The 22,258-nt window shown below is 42.5% G+C and carries 21 protein-coding genes; 13 read left to right on the forward strand and 8 right to left on the reverse strand.

Annotated elements, in window-relative coordinates:
- Positions 1 to 74: 74 nt before the first annotated feature.
- Complete coding sequence (gene putA, locus ACFSJY_RS15770; RefSeq protein ID WP_386036383.1) at positions 75 to 3,875, reverse strand: bifunctional proline dehydrogenase/L-glutamate gamma-semialdehyde dehydrogenase PutA; 3,801 nt, start codon at positions 3,873 to 3,875, stop codon at positions 75 to 77.
- Between the two features lie 145 nt (positions 3,876 to 4,020).
- On the opposite strand from putA, the gene ACFSJY_RS15775 reads away from it, so the two are divergent.
- The 5 genes from ACFSJY_RS15775 (at position 4,021) to ACFSJY_RS15795 (ending at position 9,968) form a co-directional block, all read left to right on the forward strand.
- Positions 4,021 to 4,500: a winged helix-turn-helix transcriptional regulator gene (locus tag ACFSJY_RS15775; protein WP_386036386.1), complete on the forward strand. Its 480-nt coding sequence runs from the start codon at positions 4,021 to 4,023 to the stop codon at positions 4,498 to 4,500.
- Positions 4,501 to 4,633: 133 nt separating this feature from the next.
- Entirely contained in the window at positions 4,634 to 6,289 is a 1,656-nt protein-coding gene (locus ACFSJY_RS15780; RefSeq protein WP_386036389.1) for a M28 family metallopeptidase, read from the forward strand.
- A 103-nt stretch (positions 6,290 to 6,392) separates the two neighbouring features.
- On the forward strand, positions 6,393 to 7,241 hold the full coding sequence (locus ACFSJY_RS15785; RefSeq protein WP_386036392.1) for an HDOD domain-containing protein: 849 nt from the start codon (positions 6,393 to 6,395) through the stop codon (positions 7,239 to 7,241).
- 259 nt (positions 7,242 to 7,500) lie between these two features.
- Positions 7,501 to 8,922, forward strand: coding sequence for a sodium-dependent transporter (locus ACFSJY_RS15790; RefSeq protein ID WP_386036394.1), 1,422 nt, complete (start codon positions 7,501 to 7,503; stop codon positions 8,920 to 8,922).
- Positions 8,923 to 9,068: 146 nt separating this feature from the next.
- Entirely contained in the window at positions 9,069 to 9,968 is a 900-nt protein-coding gene (locus tag ACFSJY_RS15795) for a class I SAM-dependent methyltransferase (RefSeq protein WP_386036397.1), read from the forward strand.
- Between the two features lie 62 nt (positions 9,969 to 10,030).
- On the opposite strand, the gene ACFSJY_RS15800 is transcribed toward ACFSJY_RS15795, so the two are convergent.
- A complete protein-coding gene (locus ACFSJY_RS15800; protein ID WP_386036400.1) occupies positions 10,031 to 10,651 on the reverse strand; it encodes a LysE family translocator in 621 nt (206 codons plus the stop codon).
- Positions 10,651 to 11,514, reverse strand: a complete 864-nt coding sequence (locus ACFSJY_RS15805; protein WP_386036403.1) for a DNA ligase — start codon at positions 11,512 to 11,514, stop codon at positions 10,651 to 10,653. Before ACFSJY_RS15805 ends, ACFSJY_RS15800 begins: the two co-directional genes overlap by 1 nt.
- A 111-nt stretch (positions 11,515 to 11,625) precedes the next feature.
- Here ACFSJY_RS15805 and ACFSJY_RS15810 point away from each other — a divergent pair, with 111 nt between their 5' ends.
- Positions 11,626 to 11,841: a hypothetical protein gene (locus tag ACFSJY_RS15810; protein ID WP_386036406.1), complete on the forward strand. Its 216-nt coding sequence runs from the start codon at positions 11,626 to 11,628 to the stop codon at positions 11,839 to 11,841.
- A 139-nt stretch (positions 11,842 to 11,980) separates the two neighbouring features.
- Positions 11,981 to 12,211 carry a PGPGW domain-containing protein gene (locus ACFSJY_RS15815; protein ID WP_386036409.1) on the forward strand — a complete coding sequence of 77 codons (231 nt, stop codon included), beginning with the start codon at positions 11,981 to 11,983 and terminating at the stop codon, positions 12,209 to 12,211.
- 159 nt (positions 12,212 to 12,370) lie between these two features.
- On the opposite strand, the gene ACFSJY_RS15820 is transcribed toward ACFSJY_RS15815, so the two are convergent.
- Positions 12,371 to 13,084 carry a DUF3581 family protein gene (locus ACFSJY_RS15820; RefSeq protein WP_386036412.1) on the reverse strand — a complete coding sequence of 238 codons (714 nt, stop codon included), beginning with the start codon at positions 13,082 to 13,084 and terminating at the stop codon, positions 12,371 to 12,373.
- Between the two features lie 121 nt (positions 13,085 to 13,205).
- Entirely contained in the window at positions 13,206 to 13,463 is a 258-nt protein-coding gene (locus ACFSJY_RS15825; RefSeq protein ID WP_386036415.1) for a GIY-YIG nuclease family protein, read from the reverse strand.
- 46 nt (positions 13,464 to 13,509) lie between these two features.
- Here ACFSJY_RS15825 and arfB point away from each other — a divergent pair, with 46 nt between their 5' ends.
- The 3 genes from arfB (at position 13,510) to ACFSJY_RS15840 (ending at position 15,780) form a co-directional block, all read left to right on the forward strand.
- Positions 13,510 to 13,935 (forward strand): alternative ribosome rescue aminoacyl-tRNA hydrolase ArfB, encoded by a 426-nt coding sequence (arfB, locus tag ACFSJY_RS15830; protein ID WP_386036418.1) that lies wholly within the window; start codon positions 13,510 to 13,512, stop codon positions 13,933 to 13,935.
- A gap of 9 nt (positions 13,936 to 13,944) precedes the next feature.
- Positions 13,945 to 14,778, forward strand: coding sequence for a DUF2797 domain-containing protein (locus tag ACFSJY_RS15835; RefSeq protein ID WP_386036421.1), 834 nt, complete (start codon positions 13,945 to 13,947; stop codon positions 14,776 to 14,778).
- A 156-nt stretch (positions 14,779 to 14,934) separates the two neighbouring features.
- Positions 14,935 to 15,780, forward strand: coding sequence for an HDOD domain-containing protein (locus tag ACFSJY_RS15840; protein WP_386036424.1), 846 nt, complete (start codon positions 14,935 to 14,937; stop codon positions 15,778 to 15,780).
- Between the two features lie 101 nt (positions 15,781 to 15,881).
- On the opposite strand, the gene ACFSJY_RS15845 is transcribed toward ACFSJY_RS15840, so the two are convergent.
- The 3 genes from ACFSJY_RS15845 to ACFSJY_RS15855 are packed head-to-tail and all read right to left on the reverse strand — an operon-like array spanning position 15,882 to position 19,116.
- Positions 15,882 to 16,883 carry a DUF2955 domain-containing protein gene (locus ACFSJY_RS15845; RefSeq protein ID WP_386036427.1) on the reverse strand — a complete coding sequence of 334 codons (1,002 nt, stop codon included), beginning with the start codon at positions 16,881 to 16,883 and terminating at the stop codon, positions 15,882 to 15,884.
- 42 nt (positions 16,884 to 16,925) lie between these two features.
- Complete coding sequence (locus tag ACFSJY_RS15850; protein WP_386036430.1) at positions 16,926 to 18,023, reverse strand: HlyD family secretion protein; 1,098 nt, start codon at positions 18,021 to 18,023, stop codon at positions 16,926 to 16,928.
- Positions 18,016 to 19,116 (reverse strand): AI-2E family transporter, encoded by a 1,101-nt coding sequence (locus ACFSJY_RS15855; RefSeq protein WP_386036433.1) that lies wholly within the window; start codon positions 19,114 to 19,116, stop codon positions 18,016 to 18,018. The genes ACFSJY_RS15850 and ACFSJY_RS15855 overlap by 8 nt, the downstream gene beginning before the upstream one ends.
- Positions 19,117 to 19,562: 446 nt before the next feature.
- Here ACFSJY_RS15855 and glnK point away from each other — a divergent pair, with 446 nt between their 5' ends.
- The 3 genes from glnK (at position 19,563) to ACFSJY_RS15870 (ending at position 22,256) form a co-directional block, all read left to right on the forward strand.
- Positions 19,563 to 19,901 carry a P-II family nitrogen regulator gene (gene glnK, locus ACFSJY_RS15860; RefSeq protein WP_386036436.1) on the forward strand — a complete coding sequence of 113 codons (339 nt, stop codon included), beginning with the start codon at positions 19,563 to 19,565 and terminating at the stop codon, positions 19,899 to 19,901.
- 21 nt (positions 19,902 to 19,922) lie between these two features.
- Positions 19,923 to 21,167: an ammonium transporter gene (locus ACFSJY_RS15865; protein WP_386036439.1), complete on the forward strand. Its 1,245-nt coding sequence runs from the start codon at positions 19,923 to 19,925 to the stop codon at positions 21,165 to 21,167.
- Between the two features lie 162 nt (positions 21,168 to 21,329).
- Positions 21,330 to 22,256 carry a Dyp-type peroxidase gene (locus tag ACFSJY_RS15870; protein WP_386038424.1) on the forward strand — a complete coding sequence of 309 codons (927 nt, stop codon included), beginning with the start codon at positions 21,330 to 21,332 and terminating at the stop codon, positions 22,254 to 22,256.
- Positions 22,257 to 22,258: the final 2 nt, after the last annotated feature.

Consider the following 22,258-nt stretch of genomic DNA (forward strand, 5'->3'; position numbering starts at 1 on the left):
CTAATAATCACAATGAAACAATAAAAAAGCCAGCGTTAAGCTGGCTTTTATTGGAAAATCATGTCGATAACGATTTAACCAACGTTCGAATCCATAGTCATTAATGACGCGTTACCACCCGCGGCCGTCGTATCAATAGTGATCGTTTTTTCAGTCACCATACGATGGAACAAGCTTTGGTTGGTGTACGCGGTTATTAATGGCAGAATTGCACCAGAGCGAGCAGCAATGGTTTCACCAACGTACTTCTTCAGTGGACTTTGGTTGTCTACCACGGCACCAGCAAGGTAAGTGTGGTTAAGTACTGCTGGCAAATGACCGAGTTTAGCCACCGTGAATACACCTTTCGGTACACCCACCGACTCTAATTGACCTGCAATGCTTTGTGCTTCTGCTAAGAATTGTTCATCAACAACGGCTACGACACAGTTACCGGCAGCCATTGCTGAAATGACTGACACCAACCAGAAGTTGAAACTGGTGTTGTTGCAACGAAGAGCAGCAACAGTTCCACGCGATTCTAAGTAAAGAATATTTGACTCACCCGTTGGCCCAGGCAACTCAGTTGGCTTCGCAAGTGTTTTCTCTGCAAATAAAAGTTGTGCACGAGCATCCGTTAGACACTGAGCCAAGTCGGCTTCTTGGTTTAACACAACGCGATTTGAGGCAAGTTGAGCGAGCAACTGACGCAAGTATGACAAACGATCGTTAAGTGACGTAAAGCTCCACTGTAACTCGATTTGTTTAATGTTTGATAGTGCACTGGCGACATCAGATACCGATGTTTTGTGCTTTTCAAACAGCGTATCTAGTTCAGCTTGCTGGTCAGCAGACATGGCAACATCAACAGTTGCTGCTTTATCTTTGACTAAACGAGTAAGGTACATTGGCCCACCTGCTTTTGGACCCGTACCTGAAAGGCCTCGGCCACCAAATGGCTGTACGCCTACAACTGCACCTATCATGTTGCGATTGACATAAACGTTACCCGCACGAGAACGTGCAGCTAGGTATTTCGCTTTTTCTTCGATACGTGTGTGAACGCCCATGGTTAAGCCAAAGCCCGTACCATTAATTTGGTCGATCACGTTTTCAAGTTCAGACGCTTTGTAACGGATGACATGAACAACTGGACCAAATACTTCTTTCTTCAATACAGACAAATCACTGATTTCGTATAAACGCGGCACGAAGAAGTTGTGGTCTATGTCTGCCATCTCTGGCGCTTTACATGCAAAGTGAAGGGTGCCACGAGATTTCAAATAATCTACATGCTCGTTTAATGCATTTAGTGCACGCTTATCAATAACAGGACCCACATCAGTAGTGAGCAATGAAGGATCACCAACGTGTAATTCCTGCATGGCGCCTTTGATCATAGTGATGATTTTGTCTGCTACATCTTCTTGCAAGAATAAAACACGCAGTGCTGAACAACGTTGACCAGCACTTTGGAAGCCAGACGCTACAACGTCATCAACTACCTGTTCTGGAAGTGCGGTAGAGTCAACAACCATACAGTTTTGACCACCTGTTTCAGCAATAAGTGGTACTGGGTCGCCTGATCGTTCAGCGAGCTTTTGTGAAATCCATGTGCCTGTTTCTGTTGAGCCGGTGAACATGATGGCTTGTACACGCTCGTCTGGCACTATTGTTTGGCCGACTTTGCTACCGCGCGCGATAACCGGTTCTACAACCGATTCTGGTAAACCCGCTTCGCGCATTAATTCAATAGTACGCAATGCCACTAAGCTCGTTTGCTCGGCCGGTTTTGCCACTACAGTATTACCTGCAACAATGGCTGCTGACACTTGACCTAAGAAAATTGCTAATGGGAAGTTCCACGGGCTAATACACAATACAACACCGCGAGACTCTAACGTTCCGTCGGCTAACAAGTCTTTGGCACGTGCAGCGTAGTAACGGCAAAAATCAACGGCTTCGCGCACTTCAGCAACGCCGTCAGGAATAGTTTTACCGGCTTCTTTGGTACATAACGCCATCAGCTCATCACGATGTGCTTCTAGCAAATCAGCAGTTTTCAACAGAACGTCCGCACGTACATCTACCGATGTAGAAGACCAGCTCGCGTATGCTTTGTGCGCACGTTCAACGATTGCTGACATCTCTGCTTCATCAGCGTGCTTGATGTAACCCAGTACTTCTGCATTATTGGCAGGGTTGGTGACAGGCTCTGCACCTTCTACTGGCGCAATGGCTTTAGTGCCTTCAAACCACGCTTCCATGTTGGTGCGCATGTCAGTGACTTGGTCGATATCGGTTAAGTCGATACCTTTTGAGTTATTACGTTCTGCGCCGTAAAGCTCGATAGATTGAGGAATTTGTGGGTTATATTTGTTTACCCAGCTTTGTACCGTTTCCACTGGATCGGCTAATAAGCTCTCCACCGGAATGTTGTCATCAACGATGTTGTTTACAAATGAACTGTTCGCGCCATTTTCTAATAAACGGCGAACTAAATAAGCCAACAAGTCTGAATGTTCACCGACAGGTGCGTAAACGCGACATGGTACGTTTTTGCCTGTAACCACTTGGTCGTATAGTGATTCACCCATACCGTGCAGTCGCTGGAATTCAAAACCTTGAAGGTTGTCAGCCATTTCTAAAATGGTCGCTACTGTGTAGGCGTTGTGTGTCGCGAACTGCGGGTAAATGGTATCGCGGTACTCTAGCAATTTTTTAGCACATGCTTGGTAAGAGACATCTGTAGATGGTTTACGTGAGAATACTGGGAAGTCTTCAAAACCTTCAGCTTGTGAGATTTTAATTTCGCTATCCCAGTATGCACCTTTTACTAGGCGCACCATCATTTGACGACCAACTTTCTGGGTAAGCTCACGTACCCATTCAATCACGAACAAACCACGCTTTTGATAAGCTTGTACGGCAATACCAAAACCGTTCCAACCGTCTAAATCTTTATCGGCAAAGACCGCTTCAATGATGTCTAGTGAAATATCTAAACGGTCAGCTTCTTCTGCATCGACAGTAAAGCCAATGTCATAAGCTTTGGCAGCTAGTGCTAGCTTTTTCAAACGTGGAATTAGCTCTTCAATTACACGCTCGCGATGTGAAAATTCATAGCGTGGGTGAATTGCAGAAAGCTTAATAGAAATACCAGGACTACGTTGAGGCCCTTTGTTTTTAGCCGCATAACCAATCGCGTCAATCGCTGTCATGTAGGCATCGAAGTAACGATCTGCATCAGCCATTGTGCGCGCACCTTCACCGAGCATATCGTAAGAGTAAGTGTAGCCTTTTGCTTCTGTTTCACGAGCACGCTCAATAGCGCCTGTGATGGTATGGCCCATGACAAACTGGGTGCCCATGATTTTCATGGCATAACGCACAGCTTTACGAATAACAGGTTCACCTAATCGACCAACCGTTTTCTTTAATAAACCAAACTGTTCTTTTTTCTTTTGGTCAGAATAGTTAACAAGCTTACCCGTTAATAACAGACCCCAAGATGAGGCGTTAACAAACATTGAATCACTGTTACCAATGTGAGAAGACCAATCACCTTCTGCTAATTTGTCACGAATTAAGCTGTCTGCCGTTGCTTTATCTGGAACACGTAATAAGGCTTCTGCTAAACACATCAACACCACGCCTTCTTCAGTAGAAAGCGAGAATTCGTTAAGTAGTGCGTCGACACCGCCTTTACCTACTTGGTCTTTACGGATATTGACCACTAATTGGCGAGCGTAATCCCAAGCACGAGATTTGGCATCAACGCTAATCTCAGCAATAGGTAATAAATTTTCTAATACTTTGTTTTCATCTGCGCGGTAGTGATCGCGAATGGTTTGACGAATGGTACTTTCAGCTTTAAGTGAGCCAGTAAATAGCATGTTGTCACCTGTAATAATGATGTAATTATAAAGTTAATTGCTGCGGTATTTTACTGAAAACTTTTCAGTATTACGGGGTGTATTTTGCTAAAATACCGTATTATCTACTGAAAAAAGTCCAAATAACCTTAAAAGGTACTGCTAGATGGTGACGAACAAAACCCGCACATTAGATCGTATTGATTTAACTATTTTAGACACTTTGCAGAAAGAAGGACGTATTTCGAACGTTGAATTGGCCAAACGTGTCAACTTAAGTGCAAGCCCCTGTCTTGATCGCGTAAAGCGCCTAGAAACCGAAGGTTACATTGAAAAATATGGCGCGACGTTAAATGCAGCAAAACTAAAATACGGTATGTCAGCGTTCATTCAGGTAACTCTTGATAGAACTACAGGGGACGTGTTTAATCGTTTTCGAGACGAAGTGGTTAAAATCAAAGAAGTTGCTGAATGTCATATGGTGGCTGGTGGTTTTGACTATCTGCTGAAATTACGTTTCGAAAACATGGATGCCTATCGGGAAGTGCTGGGTGTTATTGTTGAACTTCCTGCGGTGTCGCAAACGCATACTTACGTGGTGATGGAACACGTGAAAAAAGATTCTGGTGTGCCAGTAATAGAGTAATGCTAATCACAAGCGTTCGATATCTATCAAATAGCCAACTGAGTTTTATGTATAAGCCTTACGTCCCATTCGCTCTGGTAATTTCAAAATAGTCACTTTATAGTGCCATGGTCATTCAACGAGAAAAATTACTATGAAGAATTTCCCTGTCAAAGCATCAGCAGCATTGTTGATGGCTGCAGGTCTGTTTGGTTGTAATCAAGCAACTGAGACGGCAGCAACACCCACTTATCCGCAAGTAAAAGAAGAAAATATCAAAGCGCACATTGCTTTTTTAGCTGACGACACGCTAGAAGGCCGCGACACAGGCAGTGACGGTTACCAAATTGCCGCAAACTATGTCACGTCTTATTTCAAACAGTACGGGTTGACCCCTATGGGGGAGCATGGAAGCTTCGAACAAGTAGTGACTTTCCGCAAAGCGTTTTTACAAGAAAATGGTGCGGGGCTGACTATTAAATCTGATAGCGGCGAACACCAGCTTACTTATCCGAGTGAGTTTATCGCCAGTGGCTCAGCATTAAATACGTCGTCTGCTATTGAGTCTGAAGCAGTGTTTGTCGGATATGGTGTGGTAAATAAAGAATTTGGTTTAGATGATTATGCCGGCCTAGATGTAAAGGGCAAGGTTGTTGTCATGCTTACCGGTCGCCCAGACTCGTTGCCATCTGAAGAAGGTGCTCATATTGGCTCTTCACGTGAAAAAGCACGTATAGCTGCTGAGCAAGGTGCGGCAGGTGTTATCACATTGCATACGCCAAAACGCGAGAATGTCCGTAAGTTTGAAGTATCGGCCAAGTATGCTGAAGGTCCGCGTTACAGCTGGTTAGATAAAGACGGTAACCCGTACGGCTCATATCCAGAGCTTAAAGGTGGTGCGTATGTAAGCCATGAAGTTGCAGCGCCATTGTTTGAAGGTGCACAGATGTCACTTGAAGATATCTTCGCACTAGATACCGACAACAAAGCAATTAAGGGATTTCCACTTAAAGCAACGGTAGCGTTAACTAATGAAAGTCGTCACGAAGAAATAACTAGCCCAAATATTGTTGCCGCGATTGAAGGCAGCGACCCTACCTTAAAAGACGAGTACGTGGTCTATAGTGCCCATCTTGATCATATTGGTGTGCATGAGCATAGCGAACATGACGATAAAATTAACAATGGTGCATTAGATAACGCATCAGGTGTGTCTATTTTATTGGAAACTGCCCGCATGCTATCTGGGATGGAAAACAAGCCTAAGCGTTCTGTGCTATTCGTTGTAGTGACCGGTGAAGAAAAAGGCCTTTTGGGGTCTAGCTATTACGCACAAAACCCAACGGTACCGGCAAGCAAAATGGTGGCTAATGTAAATCTTGATATGCCGCTTATTTTATACCCATTTGCAGATGTTATTGCCTTTGGGTCAACGCACTCAACACTGGGTCCAATTGTTGAAACGGCAGCGCAAAAAATTGATATTTCGTTGAGTGAAGATCCGATGCCTGAGCAAGCATTATTTACCCGCTCTGATCATTACAGTTTCGTAAAAGCGGGTGTACCATCAGTATTTTTGATGACTGGCTTTAAGTCAAAAGATCCTAATATCGACGGTGGCAAAATGTTCCGAGAATTTTTGACGACGCATTATCACAATCATAGTGATGAAATTGATTTGCCAATTCGTTATGACGCAGCGGCGTCTTTTGCTGAGGTTAACATGATGATCGGTTTAGAAATTGCGAACCAAGCAGAGCGTCCAAAATGGAATGACGGTGACTTCTTTGGCAAGACATTTGCCCAGTAGTTAACCACGCCAAATCCTGATAAAAGCGCATGCGATTGATTCCGTGCGCTTTTTTATTTCAGTTAGTATAAAGTAAAAGAAATGCTAAACAGGACGCTAATTTATGCAAGCATATGACTATGCCAAAGAAGCCGTAGGTTCTTTTGCACTGCCGGATGCAGTGTTTAAGGTGCAAAAATTAATGGAAGATGAGAGTTCTACAGCGGAAGATTTTGCTAATGTCATTAGCGTTGACCCGTCAATGACTTCTCGCTTGTTACAAATTGCCAATAGCGCTATTTATAGTTTTGAAGGGCAAATCAGCACGATTTCTCGTGCAATTACTATTATTGGTACACAGTCAATTTACAACATGATGCTGGTTGATGTTGCAGCCTCGGCATTTAAAGAGTTTGGCAACCAAGCTATTGACTTAAAACGTTTTTGGCGGATGAGCGTGTATTGTGGCCTAGCGTCAAAAAATCTCGCCATCACTGCTGGTATTCGGGACATTGAACGAATATTTGTCGCTGGTTTGTTACAAAACTTTGGTGAGCTCATTGTAGCCAAAGCGAGCCCAGAGCTTGCTGCAAAATGTGAACAATACGGTGCGGGTCAGTTACCATGGGAAATACAGCAAGAGATACTGGGTTTTACCTACACCGATGTAACGGCTGAGTTGCTAAAATTATGGCAAATCCCTGAAAAAATCATCTTGCCAGTAAAGCACTTTAACGAAGCACGTGATATTCAAATCAACAAAGACGTTAAAGTGATGTATTTGGCCTCTCGCCTAGCGCTTGTTGATTACCACCCAGAATTGTTTAGCTATGGTGATATTGTCGACGAGTCTATGTGTTCAATGCTCAAAATCAGTATCGACGAGCTCGCGTCCGCCGCTGAGTTTGCTTACGATGAAGTTGATAATATTTTGAAGATTATGGGCGCTAAATTCTTCGAAAAACCGCAATAAACGCTAATTTTTACAATTTAATGAAAAACTACGAAAGAGTTAGTTGATTGTTTCAACTGACTTTTTTAATGCTTTTCTAAACAACTGCTCAGATAACTATACAGTTTGCTTAAAAAGTGGACGAGGTAGGAGAAGACAAGAGGAAAAATCCTTGCTAGCATCGGGCGGGTTAAAAATTACAACAAAAGCAGTATCTAAGCCGCATAAATAAAATCAAGACAATAGCTTAGATGACTATAACTATAATTCAAGGAAACTTATGACCGCTCCAAGAGAACATTTTAGCTCCCGCCTGGGATTTATTTTAGCTGCGGCAGGGTCAGCCGTAGGTATTGGTAACCTTGTTGGTTTTCCAGTTAACGCTGCCAAAAATGGTGGTGGTGCATTCTTACTCGTCTATGCCATTTTTGTCTTCTTAATTTGTTTACCTGTGATGATGGCGGAAATGGCTATCGGCCGTAAAACACAGAAAGAACCTGTAGGCGCCTATAAAACGTTAAATAATGGTGGCAATGGTTGGAATATTGCTGGCTTGTTGGGTGTGCTGACACCATTTATGATTGCCGTTTTCTACATGGTGCTTACCGTTTGGATCTTTGGTTATATCGTGATGACCTTATCTGGCAACCTCGATTACTTGGCAACCCCACAAGCGTTTGGAGAATTTATCAATACCCCATGGGTATTTGGTGCGATGATTATTGTGGCTGCAATTGTCAATTTTATTCTCGTTGCAGGTGTAAAAGAGGGGATTGAGAAAGCGGCTAAAACGTTAATGCCTGCTTTGTTTGTAATGCTGGTATTAATGGTTATTTTCGTTTTAACACGTGATAACGCACTTGCTGGTGTTGCTTTCTTTATTATCCCTGACTTTGACAAAATCACACCATCGGTTGTCAACGGTGCGTTGTCACAAGCGTTCTTCTCTCTGTCGCTGGGTATGGGTATCTTAATCACCTATGGCTCGTATATCAGCAACAAAACGGACATCGTTGGTTCAGCTAAGCTAGTTGCAATCACTGATACTGCTGTAGCGTTTACCGCGGGTTTGATGATCCTACCGGCTGTATTTTCGTTTAACCCTGAGGTTAACCCTCAAGAGCTTAGCGATAGCTCGGTAAGTCTAATATTTACTTTCTTACCTAAAATTTTCTTAGCGCTACAAACATCGATTGGGTATGTAGCAGCAAGCGGTGTTGCAGCGTTCTTCTTCATTTTAGTGTTCTTTGCTGCGATTACATCGCTGGTATCAATCATTGAAGTACCTGTTTCTTACTTAGTCACTGAAAAATGCTACACGCGTAAAAAGGCGTTGTTCTCGCTTATGTTAACCGCAGGCTTATTAACGTTGTTTGCAACGGTATCTTTCGGCATGGTGAATTTCTTCACTGAATTTACCAGCTATGCAGGCGGTACGCGTTCATTCTTTGATGTGGTTTACGATGTGTTCTACGACACTATTCTGCCGCTGAACGGATTACTTCTTTGTCTATTTGTGAGTTACCGTTGGAAGAAACACAACTTATCGGAAGAACTAGCGACAGGTAATGAAGGATATAAGGGGTCATTGTCTGAGAAGTATATTAACTTCTCTTTGAGCACCTTTATCCCAGTTATCTTATTAGGTATTTTCCTAAATACCGTTGCTGTGAAGTTCTTTGGTTATAATATTTTTGGTTAGATAGCGCTTTAGCAAACGTTAAAGCTGACTAGAGATAAAGCCGCATTCTGTGTATGATGCGGCTTTTTTATATCTGATGTCTACGCTAACTCTTCGCTTTTCTGAGCCAAGAGTTGTGATTGTCTAAGCACTTCTATTGGAGCTCTATGTCTTCGCTTATTGAGCATATCGACTTTTCTAAATTGTCTGAAAGTCAGCGACTTTTCCATGGGCGTGGCCATGCTTACCCTGGCTTTGAGCATATTTGCATTGATTGGTATGAGCCACTGATACTGATAACGCTGTACAAAGAAGAATCTGTAGATGTCGTGAATACCCTTGCAAACCAGTTAATGGAAAAAGTCCCTGCATGTAAAAGCGTTCAGGTTCAACACAGGTGGCAAGCAAGAGCACCATTTACCCTTGTGCTAGGTGACGAAGTGACGTCGGTGGAAGCGTTGGAGTCAGGGTTGAAATACAATATTTCGCTAGGCAACGCACAAAACACTGGTCTGTTTTTAGATATGAAAAAGGGGCGTGATTGGGTTCAGGCAAACAGTAGCGGTAAGAACGTCCTAAATTTGTTTTCCTACACATGTGCCTTTTCCATTGCTGCTCATGCGGGCGGTGCAAATCAAATTGTGAATATAGATTTGAGTAAGGCTTCGTTATCGCGAGGACGTGATAATCACCATTTAAACAAACAATCGACAGACAAGGTTGTATTTCAAGGGCTAGACATCTTCAAATCATTCGGTCGCATTAAAAAGTATGGACCATATCAACTGGTGATTATTGATCCACCTTCTTTCCAAAAAGGTAGTGTGAATATCGAAAAAGACTACCATAAAATTGTTCGTCGTATCCCAGAATTTGTAAGCCCAGGTGGGCATGTGATGCTGTGTCTGAATAACCCTGATTTAACGGATGAATTTCTTACCGATATGGTGACAGAGTATTGCCCTGCACTGACCTACCGTGAACATATTTATCCACCGGAAGTGTTCAAAGAAGCGCAAAAGGGTCGGGGATTAAAAGTAATGATTTTTGATTATCTGCCAGATTGATTGGTTTTAAGGTTAGCGTAAGTAAATAGTTACTTACGCTAAATTCCTCTACCTAAAGACATTTAAACCCAAACGACACGTGCAGCAAGCGCCACTAAAAAGGCGCCCGTCACTTTATCAATAATATGACTGTTGGATTTTAGCTTTTTGAGGATAGGACCTCGGGAGAGCAGAAAAGTGACCATGCAATACCATAGTGCATCTATCCCACCAACGGTTGCGGTCATAATCATTTTTTGCGTCATGGTTGCATTTGCATCAACAAACTGACTGAATAAAGCTAAAAAGAATATAGCTAACTTAGGGTTTAAAAACGCGATTAAAAAACCATCTCGCCAGCCATTAACCTTTTTTACTTCAACTGACTTATCTTCCTCATCACTCAAATTAAGCTGTTGTTTTTTGCTCATCAAGGCATTGATACCTAAGTAAAGCAAGAAGGCTGCACCAGCATATTGAATCACTGAAAATAGGGTAGGTGACTGAACGAGGATAATGCCTATACCTGTTGTTGTTATTGCCGCATATAGCGCAACACCAATACCATGACTTATTGCGCTGGCATAACCAGCAGGCGCACCACCTGCTAACGTGTTTTTTACCACGAGTGCTAAACTAGGGCCTGGAGAAAGTGCGCCCATAATACAAATGGCGACAAGCGAGAGCCATAAATGCAGTTCCATTAATCTACCTTTGCTAAATGCCTGATACGAAGAAAACTGGCAAATCTTGGCACACCTTTGGATGTTTTACCACTGTATTTATAGGTGATGATACTACCTATTGGAGGCGGATTTATGCGTTCGTTGTCGTTAAAACCACTGCCAATTTTAAAGGTATAGCCATCACTGTTCTGTACCACAAGAGCCCCCATCTTATCGGTATATTTCCCCTTTCCTGGTAGATGCGCAATGACCTGTGCTTCAGCATCAAAAAATGGCTTTAGCTTCACAATATTGTTTGTGCGGCCGACCTCGTAAAGCGCATTTGCTTTGTGAAGCATAAGACCTTCACCGCCTGCCTCTACAGTGGCTAATAACCAAGAATCAAGGAGTGCGTTGTCTTTGACACGGTATTGCTCAATCATCTGTAGGTGTCGATTATTCGCTTGAAGTACCGTTGCTTTCATGACGTTAATGCGTTCAGTGAAGTTTCCAGGGTGTCTAGGCACGTCGAATAACATGAACTTGATCGACTGCCATTCAAAGTCTTTCGCATACTTTTTTCGAACCACGGCAGACACTTGCTCAAATTTTCCTCGGTCGATCCATAACTCACCCTCCAAGGGGGATTTCGGCCAATCTTTAGTAAAAAATGCTGGCAAAGTGATCGTCCTGCCTCGTTTGGTATACATGGTTGTGCCATCCCAATAACCGCGTACGCCGTCTAGTTTTTCGCTGACCCAGTAGTCTCTTACGTCGACTCCTGGTTGATATTTCTTTGCGAGTTGCAAAAATAGTGGGTTGCTATTGAGGGCAAAAGCAGTTGGCAGGTATAAGAGCAGAAAAAGTGCAGCAATTCGCGAAAGGTGTTTTGATACTTCCATGATCATCTCTCTTCATAGGATTCCGTTCCTTTCTTGAAGCCTAGAACAAAAATGCATTTTATCAAGCTTGGTCTATACTCGTTATAGTTCATTGAAAAATAAGGAAGAACGATGATTAGGATGATCACAATACTCTTGGTACTGTCAACATTTTCACTGCCCTCTACAGCATACTCTGCAAAATGTAAGAGCTACAAAACAAAGCTAGAAACAATTCAGAGCAAGCAGCGACAAGGTAACTCTGTTAAACGCAGCAATAAGCTAAAAGAACAAGAACAAAAAGCCTTTAAAAAGTGGCGAAAATGCCAACAAGGTAAATTAAAATAATACGAATACTTGGTGTTTCTGGCTAATCTACGAACGAGCTATATTTCATCTTATTGAAAAATAATGAAAAAATCACTGGTCTTTATTTTGCTTAGTTAAAGCTAATTAACGATAAATTTGAGTAAAAAAGGATAGTGTGATGACTGAATCAGCAAAGAAGGTAGCGATTACAGTAGTTGGGGGATGTCTCGCGTTTATTGGCCTAATATTCGTCATTATACCTGGACCTGCGTTTTTGTTTTTGCCTGTAGGGCTCGCTATTTTGAGTCTAGAATACCCGCTAGCGAAACAGTGGTTGAAAAAGTGCCAACGATGGATGCGACAAGGTGCAGAGCAGATGGATAGATTTGTGGCAAAGTGTCGAAAGTAAAGCAAGTTTGAGCATCCGTGTGCTGGCTGTATGATGTTTTCCTTGAACATCAATGCTTTTATGCGTCCATGCATCCGCAGCATACCGTTCACCCTGAACATAAAAAAGCCGCAATTAAGCGGCATTTTTTATAGTTTCATGAAAGGAAACTTGGAAAGATTATGCTGCTTTGTGGTAGCTAGCTTTCATCGCAATATAGTCTTCTGATATCTTGCTTATGGTTTCACCACAGTATGGACGTAAGCCACTCAATACCATGTGTTTTTCACCTTGACCAATCTGTTTGCCGTTACTGAATAGGTTGAATCGAAGGCAGGCGTTGCCTCGTTTTCCGTCAATGCTGAGTGTTGTTTCTGCAAGTTCTAGTGACACATCAGTTACCGATAAATCGTCTAACGTCAGTGCCATGCTTTCGTACATGATCATTGGTCGTGCAGGGTTGATCATCACGTCATTCTTCGCCATTAAATCACATAGAATGTGCGGGAATGTGTGGCCAGAAAAGCCAACGTAAGCGCGAATTAATGATTCGATAAGTGTCGATGATGTGCTTTGTTCACCTGATGCTGAAACGGACATGTATGTTTTTTCTTTGTCGTCGCAAATGTCTGCATCAGCGTCTAGATTGCCTGGAAAGTGCAATGCAATACCATCAGTGACCATGCCAGAGAAGGTGAAACGCATGTTTTGGCTAATACCTGCAGTAGCTAGTGTGGTAGCGAATAAGAGGTCGCCCGGTACGCAAAAACGTTTAGCGTCTTCGTCATGTAATGGGTTGAAGTCGTCAGCGACTTGCTTAGCAAATTCACTCGCTTGTTTGCGGGTGTATGAAATTTTGCCGTCAGCAAGGTTAAAGAACTTTTCTACAAACATGGGTTGGTCACATTTACTACTAAAAAACCGGCGCATTCTATCAGGTGTTACTCGTTAAAGCTAAGAGCAATTAACTGGGCAGACCAGTAAAAACAAGGGTTCTAGCGAACAGTTGTGCAATTTACTTGAGAATGTTGCTGTTGAAATTATCAACAAGTTTTTCTTTTTTGTATTTCGGTAATTGCTTGAGTGTGTATTCTCGTTGGCAAGCGGAAGATCGGTCTGGGTGCTTTTCCGCGTATGCTAGTGATACAGGTCGCCTTACACGTGTGTACTTAGCACCACGTTTATTACATTGGTTATGTTCGTGAATTCTTCGTGATAATTCTGTTGTCACGCCGCAATACAAGCTATTATCGGCACACCGCAGTAGGTACACAAACCAATCTTGGCTAGTCAATATTTAACAATAAAGGTGATAAGTGATGGCAGAGAATAGTATTGTAATCAATGCCAATTGTCACCTTTACTATCGTGATATTGAGTTCTCGGCAATTCGGGCCCAAGGCGCTGGCGGACAACATGTTAATAAGGTATCAACAGCGATACATTTGCGATTCAACATTTGGGCGTCCTCCTTGCCTGGTGCCTACAAAGTGCAATTGGCTAAATTTGCTGACCATCGAATAACAGATGACGGAATCATTGTCATTAAGGCTCAGAGCAGTCGCAGCCAAGACAGAAATAAACAAGAAGCAATTGATAAGCTTGTTGAGTTGATAAAGTTAGCGACTAAAAAACAAAAACGGCGCATTGCCACTAGGCCGACTAAAGCCTCAGTAAAACGCAGATTAACGAGTAAAAAAACGCGCAGCCAAGTGAAAGAAACACGAAAAAAAGTACAGTTTTAGGTAATAGGTATGACAATAACTGAAATAGGCCCTCTACAAAAACTTATCGGTGAGCGAAAGGAAACTGGAGACATAGAGTACATTCTGCCCATTGGCGAACAACGTATTCCACTGGCACCACTTTTGGGTAAAGAGCTTACGTTAATTTATCACCAAGAGATTCGCTGCAAGCATTGTGATAGAAAAACTAAAAAAAGCTATTCACAAGGCTACTGCTTTCCGTGTATGCAAAAGTTAGCGCAATGTGACATGTGTATTATGAAGCCTGAGACGTGTCATTTTGACAAAGGCACTTGTCGCGAACCTGAGTGGGGTGAGACAAACTGCATGATACCTCACTACGTTTATTTGGCTAATACCTCTGGCTTGAAGGTGGGTATTACACGTCACACACAAATCCCAACACGTTGGATTGATCAGGGAGCCACACAAGCATTGCCAATTTTTAAAGTCAGCACTCGTTTGCAATCGGGCTTAGTTGAAACGGCTTTGGCTGACTTTATTGCAGATAAAACGAACTGGCGCGCCATGCTTAAAGGTGATGCCGAACCTATTGATTTAAAACAGAAGGCTCAAGAACTGATCCCACAGATTAGTGCGCGGTTACAAGATATTCGCTTGAGGTTCGGTGAAGATGCGGTTGAGCAACTCGATGAGCCTGTGGTAGATTTGCGTTACCCTGTTGAGCAGTATTTGAATAAAATCAGCTCCTTTAATTTTGACAAGCAACCGATTATTACGGACACCTTACTTGGCATTAAAGGGCAGTATTTAATTTTCAGTACAGGTGTTATTAATATGAGGAAGTTTACCTCGTACCATATAAGTGCAGAATTTAATTAAAAAATTCCTGTTTTAAAATGATTGCTACTATACTAGTTAGCATCATCTAGACACGACTGTTGTGATTAGCAAATGCAGGAGTGGAGAGGCAAACGGGACGCTTGAATCTTCACTGCCAGCACCAGCTAACGTCAATACTATTATTAGGAAACTCGTATGAAAGCGGTGGAATACGCAGAGAAAGCGAATGAAATTTTTGTCTTGTCAGATTCATTTATTCGCATTAAAGAATTAATTGATGATGAAACATCAACAATTGATGACATTGCAGAAGTTATCCTGATTGATCCTGCGCTATCGGCAACCATCCTTAAATTAGCCAACAGTTCATTTTTTAATTATCCGGGCAAAATTGACACGATTTCAAAAGCTGTTTTAGTGCTAGGGATCACTGAAGTCTATAACCTGGTGATTGCTTACTTCACAACAGATGCGTTTAAGTCGTTAGATGCCGACGCTAAATTTTTAGAAGAGTATTGGGAGTGCAGTGTTGACTGTGCTTTGCTGATTAAATACCTCGGTGAGGCGTTAAAAGTTCCACATGCTGAACGCTTATTTATTCTCGGTTTGTTACATAACTTGGGTGAACTAGTCGTTAAGCAGTTTATGCCAGATTCTATCGACGGCTGTTATGGAAAAACTCTCGATGTGCCGCCGTGGGAGTTACAACGAGAAACGCTAGATTTTACATTTGGTGAATGTACAGCTGAGTTGTTAAAACTTTGGCAATTACCGTATTCGTTAATCGAACCTATCCGTTATCAAGACGAACAAAATATAGGTGAGCTGTCGGTTGAGACGCAATTGTTGTACGCTGCTAAACGCATAATGCTGCATACAAGCCGCTATGACCGTGAAGCACTAGACAAAATATTATCAGCAGAAGATATAGAGACGATTGGTTTAGATAAAGATGTGATTCGAAGCGCAATTAACTACACCGACATGGAGCGCTTAGGCGTTTTATCTGTATTGAAACCAAGCTCATTGATGATTTATTAAGAGCAGATGATGCATTGAGTAGAAAGCCGACATTGATGTCGGCTTTTTTGTGGCTGTTGTAACGTAAATGTCGCTTTTTACTGTTGCCAATGTATCCCTTGCTATGAAAACTTAATTTTCTGCAGCAACGGATGATAAATAATGGTGGCGATGACGATGTATCCACAGGCAATCGCTAATTGAATAATCCTAGTGTAGAACTTTGTATCTACATCACTTTCACTCAAACTTGCGGTAGCGATTAAGATAAATACCGTGGTCAGCGCCATTCCTGCTAGCGGAGCAAGTTTATGTTCGGTGCAAATATAGTGTGCTAGAGACATGGTTAAAAGTGCGCTCATTAACACTAAGAACTCCACTTTTGGTACAGCGATAAGCAGCAAGTATAAGCATATCGCAATAACACCACCTAAAGTATTTCCCAGCAGTATGCCTGCGCTGCCTTTAATGCCCGATGTGACATCTGGACTCAGTGCTAAAATGGCAATGAACATCAAGATAATCATTGAACTGTTTAGGTCGAAGAAGAAGAAAAAGCATAATGCAGGCAACACTATCAAGGTGCTCAAAGCAGCCATTCGCGCGCGTACAACCTTAGGTGCAAGCGCAATTTTGGCTTTCAATGGAAGCTCTCGATTTTGTGGATCCGGAATTAACTGATACATGACAAAGGCAATAAAAACACTGCCTACACACGAAAACAAAAAGCCGTTGATAAAAGACTTTGCAAGTTCGTCATGAACAATAGTTAGCATTGGTATAACGATAAGCGCGATCAATGTCATCAACACCGCTAACTCATTGCCACCTGATTGGTTCCAGTAACATAACCAGAAAATCAAGACTGTCATCACCAAAATAAACACTACCGGATAAGGCAAGAAAAGCTTGGTGACGACAATACCGGTAAAAAATGCCATGACAATTATCACAACAATAGCTAAAGCCAACTTCAATGGTAGCGACGGTTTGGTATTGCCTAAGAATTTAGTGACTAAAATAGGAAGCAGAAATGAGAAATCCCAAGCAACGGTAAACGCCAATGCAACAGCTATCACTGTACCGATAGTAAAACGAATTGCACAGGCGTCGTATATGCTCAATGGCTTACGCTCGGCTATCAAAGTTGCCTCTAGCTTACTTTATTAGTGAACATAAGACACAAGAGTTACCAGCCATATCCACACTTTCCCCAATGCGTTCATCACGAAATTTCCGCCTGTATAGGTAATAATGTCAGCTTGACCGCCTTCGCGTCTAAACCCACGAGAGTTATCGTCAATAAATTTGATGAACACGGTAAACCGTTGTGGATCGCGCATCCAGCCTTCTGGTTCTTCTGGTTTGGATAGTTCTCCTGGTTTACTGTTATCAAAGCTAACGCCGTATCCAATACTATGTACTTCGCCTTTGAATACTGTGCCAGGTGCTGAATCTAAGGCAATATCAACCGGATTACCAACTTGCATATTACCGAGGTTATTCTCTTTGTAAGAGGCTTCAATCCAAACATGCTCTGTCGCAATAAAAGTCATTATTTTCTGGCCTTTGGAAGCATAGTGGCCAATATTTATTTTTGCGTAAGATACAACACCGTCGCTCGGTGCTCGCACTTTAGTTCTTGCTAAATCAAGTTCGGCTTTGCCTAAATCAGCAAGCGCTGATTGCACTTTTGCATTGTCTTGGCCTACTTGTCCTAGTGTTTGTTGTGCTTGTACATAAGCTGCTTGGGCATTGACTACTTCGAGCTTGGCTTGTTCAACAGCGCCGCGTGTTCTATCGGCTTGAGATTTTGAAACGACGCCTTCATCTTCAATGGCAAAAATACGCTCCGCTTCAATCTGTTTGGTGTTTAAGTCAGATTTTGCTTTTTCTAAGCGTGCTTTAGCCGAAGCAACTGCAGCGGTATTAGCACCAACTTCTTGCCCGGCTAGTTCAAGTGCTGCACGAGCTTGCTCAACGGCAAGTAGATAGTCTTGGTCATCAATTTCAAACAGAATATCCCCTTGCTTGACCGGTCTATCACCCGCAACATGAAACTTTTTCACTACACCAGAGACTTCTGGCGCAATAGGAATCGTAAACGCTCTAACACGCGCCTGTTCTGTCATTGGTGTGACTCTGTCAGCCACTACGTACCAGACAAAATAGAGCAAGGCTGCAATAAGCAGACGAATAGTAATTTTACGGGTTTTTTCTAGCTTATTGCTGTCTTCTATCGTCGTTGTGTTTTCTTCAGACATCTGTGCTCTTTTCCGCTGCTATATTTGGAGTTTGTGCTAACCAATCCATCATTAATTGGTACGCCAATGCGAGAATAACCGCACCGATAAATAGACCAATGATACCTGCTGATACCATCCCGCCAATTGCGCCTAGTAGGATAACGAGCATAGGAACATCTGTTCCTCTGCCAAGCAACAAGGGTTTCAGAAATGCATCTGCACTGCTTACAATCAAGCTATACACGAGAAAGATGACCGCAGGAGTTGGATCTGCGACAGAGAAATAGTAAGCCGACACTGGGCCTAAGATCAGGATAGGTGGTAGTTGCATGATGGCAACAATTAAAACGAGTAACGTCCACAGACCGGTTAATGGAATATCCGCAACAATTAAACCAATTGCCGCTAAAAATGCCTGGATGGCCGCTATACCTAAAACCCCCTGTGCCACACTGCGAATTGTAGCAATAGAGTTGGTTACGGCCTCTTCACCTTTTTCATTCATCAAACGTCTGAAAAACGCTTTCACTCCCTGATGACAACTTTCGCTTTTGGTCATAAACACTGCAGCAATAATAAACGATATAATAAATTGACCAATCGTTGCGCCAAAGCCTGCAATCCCAGATAGCACCTTGCCGCTGTATTCTTTTATCTGTTCAGAGTGCTTGGTGAGAAACTCAGTTAAGTTATTCGACGCTTCAGACCATAAGACATGTGTTTTTTCGCCTATAAGTGGCCACTCTTTTACTTGTTCTGTGGGGGGGGGAACGACCAGAGTTCCCTCTTTGATTTGCTGGCTTAGGTTTGTACCTCGCTCTATTGCTGAGGAAGAGAACTGCCATGTAGGTATTACCATGATGGCAATTGCAATAACGGCGATCAGGCCAGAAGCTAGGCTTTTTTTACCGCCCAAAGATTTAGACAGTTTCAAACATAAAGGGTGCAGTGCTACAGCTAATATCGCGGCCCAAATGATGGGCGTGACAAACGGTTTTAATATGTCGTAACACCAAGTGGCGAGTATTGCTATTGCCCCCACTTTAATGGCCGCGTCGATATAACGGCGTACGATAATTTTGTCTTCTGAAGTAAGCGTTTTATCCGTCATAGTAGCCCCTTTTTATTTGAAAAAGCTGTATGGTTTCGACAAGTGAATATCTGATACTCAAGCGATACCGTTATATTTGGTAAGTGCATAAGAACATGCAGTCGAGTTGATTTGCACAATAAGCAGATGGCATGGAGTTTAGTCAAAAGTCTAAAGTAGCTTTTCATAACGCCTGAAACCCTTGTTGTTCGTATTATTGCTCGAGGTCGTTCAATTTCTAATCTACCTAAATTCCTGAAAAAACAAAAGTTAAATCTATGAGCTCGGATTGGACGGGAGTATTGGTGCATCAAATAGGTGCGTGATCAAAAATTGTGCGCACCAAAATGGTGCCTACGAATTTTAGTGTACTCACTCTATTTTGCTAAGTTGTTGTTTTATAAAGATGAAAAATGATTGGCATAGTGATTGTTTTACCTTGTTACAAATAACATAGGGGAATCATTATGAAGTTAGTTAACGCAATCATTAAGCCATTCAAGCTCGATGATGTCCGAGAAGCTATCTCAGAGATCGGGGTTGAAGGTTTAACAGTCAGCGAAGTGAAAGGTTTTGGCCGTCAAAAAGGCCACACTGAGCTTTACCGTGGCGCAGAATATCAAGTCGACTTTTTACCAAAAGTAAAATTAGAAATTGCTGTGAATTCAGATGTTGTTGAGCGTTTAGTAGAGGCGATCAGCAAAGCGGCTTATACCGGCAAAATCGGCGACGGTAAAATTTTCGTTTACGACCTTCAGCAAGCAGTACGAATTCGCACAGGCGAATTAGATACTCAAGCCATCTAAAATAATTATAAGGGGATAGAAATGGAAGAGTTAGCAAAAGTATCTACCAGCGTAACTGAGTTACGTTTTGCGTTGGATACGTTTTATTTCTTAATTTCGGGTGTACTAGTAATGTGGATGGCGGCTGGTTTCGCTATGTTAGAAGCTGGTCTTGTACGCTCTAAAAACACGACAGAGATTCTTACTAAAAACGTTTGTTTGTATGCGATTGCTTGTGTGATGTACCTACTTATCGGTTACAACATCATGTACGTAGATAACGCAGAAGGTGGTATTATTCCTAGCCTTGGCGCATTAATTGGTACTCAAGCAGCAGACGCTGATCACTCTTTAGAATCAGATTTCTTCTTCCAGGTAGTATTCGTAGCAACTGCTATGTCTATCGTATCTGGTGCAGTGGCTGAGCGCATGAAGCTTTGGTCTTTCTTACTGTTTGCAGTCGTACTGACTGGTATTATCTACCCAATCGAAGGTTACTGGACATGGGGCGGTGGTTTCCTTTCTGAAGCTGGCTTTAGTGATTTCGCAGGCTCAGGTATTGTTCACATGGCAGGTGCTGCAGCAGCATTAGCAGGTGTTTTACTTCTTGGTGCACGTAAAGGTAAATACGGCGCAAACGGAGAAATCTACCCAATTCCAGGCTCAAACATGCCACTTGCAACCTTAGGTACATTCATTCTTTGGATGGGTTGGTTTGGCTTCAATGGCGGCTCTCAGCTAATGGTATCTGACGTTGAAAACTCAACGGCTGTTGGTCAAATCTTCCTTAATACCAATGCAGCAGCAGCGGCAGGTGCAGTAGCGGCATTATTGCTTAACAAAGCGGTATGGGGTAAAGCAGACCTTACGATGATTCTAAACGGCGCATTAGCAGGCCTTGTTGCTATCACTGCTGACCCACTTTCGCCATCACCACTATTTGCTTCTCTAATCGGTGCATTAGCAGGTGTGTTAGTTGTATTCTCAATCGTTGGCTTCGACAAAGTGAAAATTGATGACCCGGTAGGTGCTATCTCTGTTCACGGTGTAGTTGGTTTCTTCGGTGTTATGGTTGTACCTTTCAGCAACGCAGACGCAAGCTTTGGTTCACAGCTATACGGTGCATTAGTTATCTTCGGTTTCGTATTTGTAGCAAGCTTAGTGGTTTGGACAATCTTGAAGAAAACTATGGGTATCCGTGTTAGCGATGAAGACGAATACAACGGTGTTGATAAGTCAGACTGTGGTATTGAAGCTTACCCAGAGTTCGTTTCGGTTAATAGCTAATCGCAACAAACCATAAGAAAAATAAAAAAACTTTATATTTAAGCAGCCTAAGGGCTGCTTTTTTTCGTATTAAAACAAATAAAAATTGTTGGAATATAGTTCAAGCAATTCAAATTTGTGTAGAATTAACCGTTAGTTATTAAGCAAAGTGATGTGAACAATATGGCGAGAGAGCAATTTGGCATATGTGCCGAGCCGAACTTACATGGTACTTACTTACTGTTTAATGCGTTAGATGATAAAAATGCATTTATCCGACAGGCACTGTCGCGAATACCCGCTATGCTTGATCATTACGCCGACCAGTTTTCAGAAGCGAATTTATCGGGTGTTATCGCAATTGGTGCTAATTACTGGGATGAACTCTGCCCTGAAGGTCGACCCAAGCACCTGACTTCTTTTCCTACGATGCAAAGTGATGACAGAATCGCACCCGCAACAAGCGGCGATATCTATGTAGAAGTACGTAGCGACCGTTCTGATGTGAATCACATTGTTAGTACTAAAATCATGGAGTTTTTGGCTGATAGCGTGGAGCTTATTGAGCAAACACGTGCCTTTCGCTATTTAGATGGCCGTGATTTAACGGGGTTTGTTGACGGTACGGAAAATCCTCAAGGTAAAAATCGCCGCACGGTAGCTTTGGTTAATGAAGAAGATGACCCTGAATTTGCTGCAGGTAGTTACTTGCATATACAGCGTTATCGTCACAACATGAAGTTGTGGAACATGCTCAAAGAAAAGGCACAAGAAGATATTTTCGGTCGTACTAAGGTTGATAACGTTGAGTATGCCAGTGAAGACAAGCCGCTAACCGCTCATACCAAGCGCACTAGTTTAAAAGACGATGATGGCAAAAGTATCGAGATCCTTCGCCAAAGTATGCCATATGGAGATATGAAGGTGCAGGGGCTATTCTTTGTGTCTTACTGCCATTCACCAGAGCCTTTCACCTTAATGCTGAAAAGTATGATTCAAGGCGACGGAGAAGGACATTTTGACCACATGTTGAAATATACCGAAGCTCAAACTGGCGTTGCGTTTTTCGCGCCGAGTTTGAACTTTTTGAAATCTTTAGCGGATAACTAACG

Source organism: Thalassotalea euphylliae (assembly GCF_042682785.1).
Taxonomy (GTDB): domain Bacteria; phylum Pseudomonadota; class Gammaproteobacteria; order Enterobacterales; family Alteromonadaceae; genus Thalassotalea_F; species Thalassotalea_F euphylliae.

Bases quoted from the DNA above. Each gene is read 5' to 3' on its own strand.
- ACFSJY_RS15780 (WP_386036389.1), top strand. From the start codon at position 4,634: ATGAAGAATTTCCCTGTCAAAGCATCAGCAGCATTGTTGATGGCTGCA.
- ACFSJY_RS15805 (WP_386036403.1), bottom strand. From the start codon at position 11,514: ATGGAAGTATCAAAACACCTTTCGCGAATTGCTGCACTTTTTCTGCTC.
- ACFSJY_RS15840 (WP_386036424.1), top strand. From the start codon at position 14,935: ATGAAAGCGGTGGAATACGCAGAGAAAGCGAATGAAATTTTTGTCTTG.
- ACFSJY_RS15820 (WP_386036412.1), bottom strand. From the start codon at position 13,084: ATGTTTGTAGAAAAGTTCTTTAACCTTGCTGACGGCAAAATTTCATAC.
- arfB (WP_386036418.1), top strand. From the start codon at position 13,510: ATGGCAGAGAATAGTATTGTAATCAATGCCAATTGTCACCTTTACTAT.
- putA (WP_386036383.1), bottom strand. From the start codon at position 3,875: ATGCTATTTACTGGCTCACTTAAAGCTGAAAGTACCATTCGTCAAACC.
- ACFSJY_RS15855 (WP_386036433.1), bottom strand. From the start codon at position 19,116: ATGACGGATAAAACGCTTACTTCAGAAGACAAAATTATCGTACGCCGT.
- ACFSJY_RS15835 (WP_386036421.1), top strand. From the start codon at position 13,945: ATGACAATAACTGAAATAGGCCCTCTACAAAAACTTATCGGTGAGCGA.
- ACFSJY_RS15775 (WP_386036386.1), top strand. From the start codon at position 4,021: ATGGTGACGAACAAAACCCGCACATTAGATCGTATTGATTTAACTATT.
- glnK (WP_386036436.1), top strand. From the start codon at position 19,563: ATGAAGTTAGTTAACGCAATCATTAAGCCATTCAAGCTCGATGATGTC.
- ACFSJY_RS15785 (WP_386036392.1), top strand. From the start codon at position 6,393: ATGCAAGCATATGACTATGCCAAAGAAGCCGTAGGTTCTTTTGCACTG.
- ACFSJY_RS15790 (WP_386036394.1), top strand. From the start codon at position 7,501: ATGACCGCTCCAAGAGAACATTTTAGCTCCCGCCTGGGATTTATTTTA.
- ACFSJY_RS15795 (WP_386036397.1), top strand. From the start codon at position 9,069: ATGTCTTCGCTTATTGAGCATATCGACTTTTCTAAATTGTCTGAAAGT.
- ACFSJY_RS15850 (WP_386036430.1), bottom strand. From the start codon at position 18,023: ATGTCTGAAGAAAACACAACGACGATAGAAGACAGCAATAAGCTAGAA.
- ACFSJY_RS15865 (WP_386036439.1), top strand. From the start codon at position 19,923: ATGGAAGAGTTAGCAAAAGTATCTACCAGCGTAACTGAGTTACGTTTT.
- ACFSJY_RS15815 (WP_386036409.1), top strand. From the start codon at position 11,981: ATGACTGAATCAGCAAAGAAGGTAGCGATTACAGTAGTTGGGGGATGT.
- ACFSJY_RS15870 (WP_386038424.1), top strand. From the start codon at position 21,330: ATGGCGAGAGAGCAATTTGGCATATGTGCCGAGCCGAACTTACATGGT.
- ACFSJY_RS15810 (WP_386036406.1), top strand. From the start codon at position 11,626: ATGATTAGGATGATCACAATACTCTTGGTACTGTCAACATTTTCACTG.
- ACFSJY_RS15800 (WP_386036400.1), bottom strand. From the start codon at position 10,651: ATGGAACTGCATTTATGGCTCTCGCTTGTCGCCATTTGTATTATGGGC.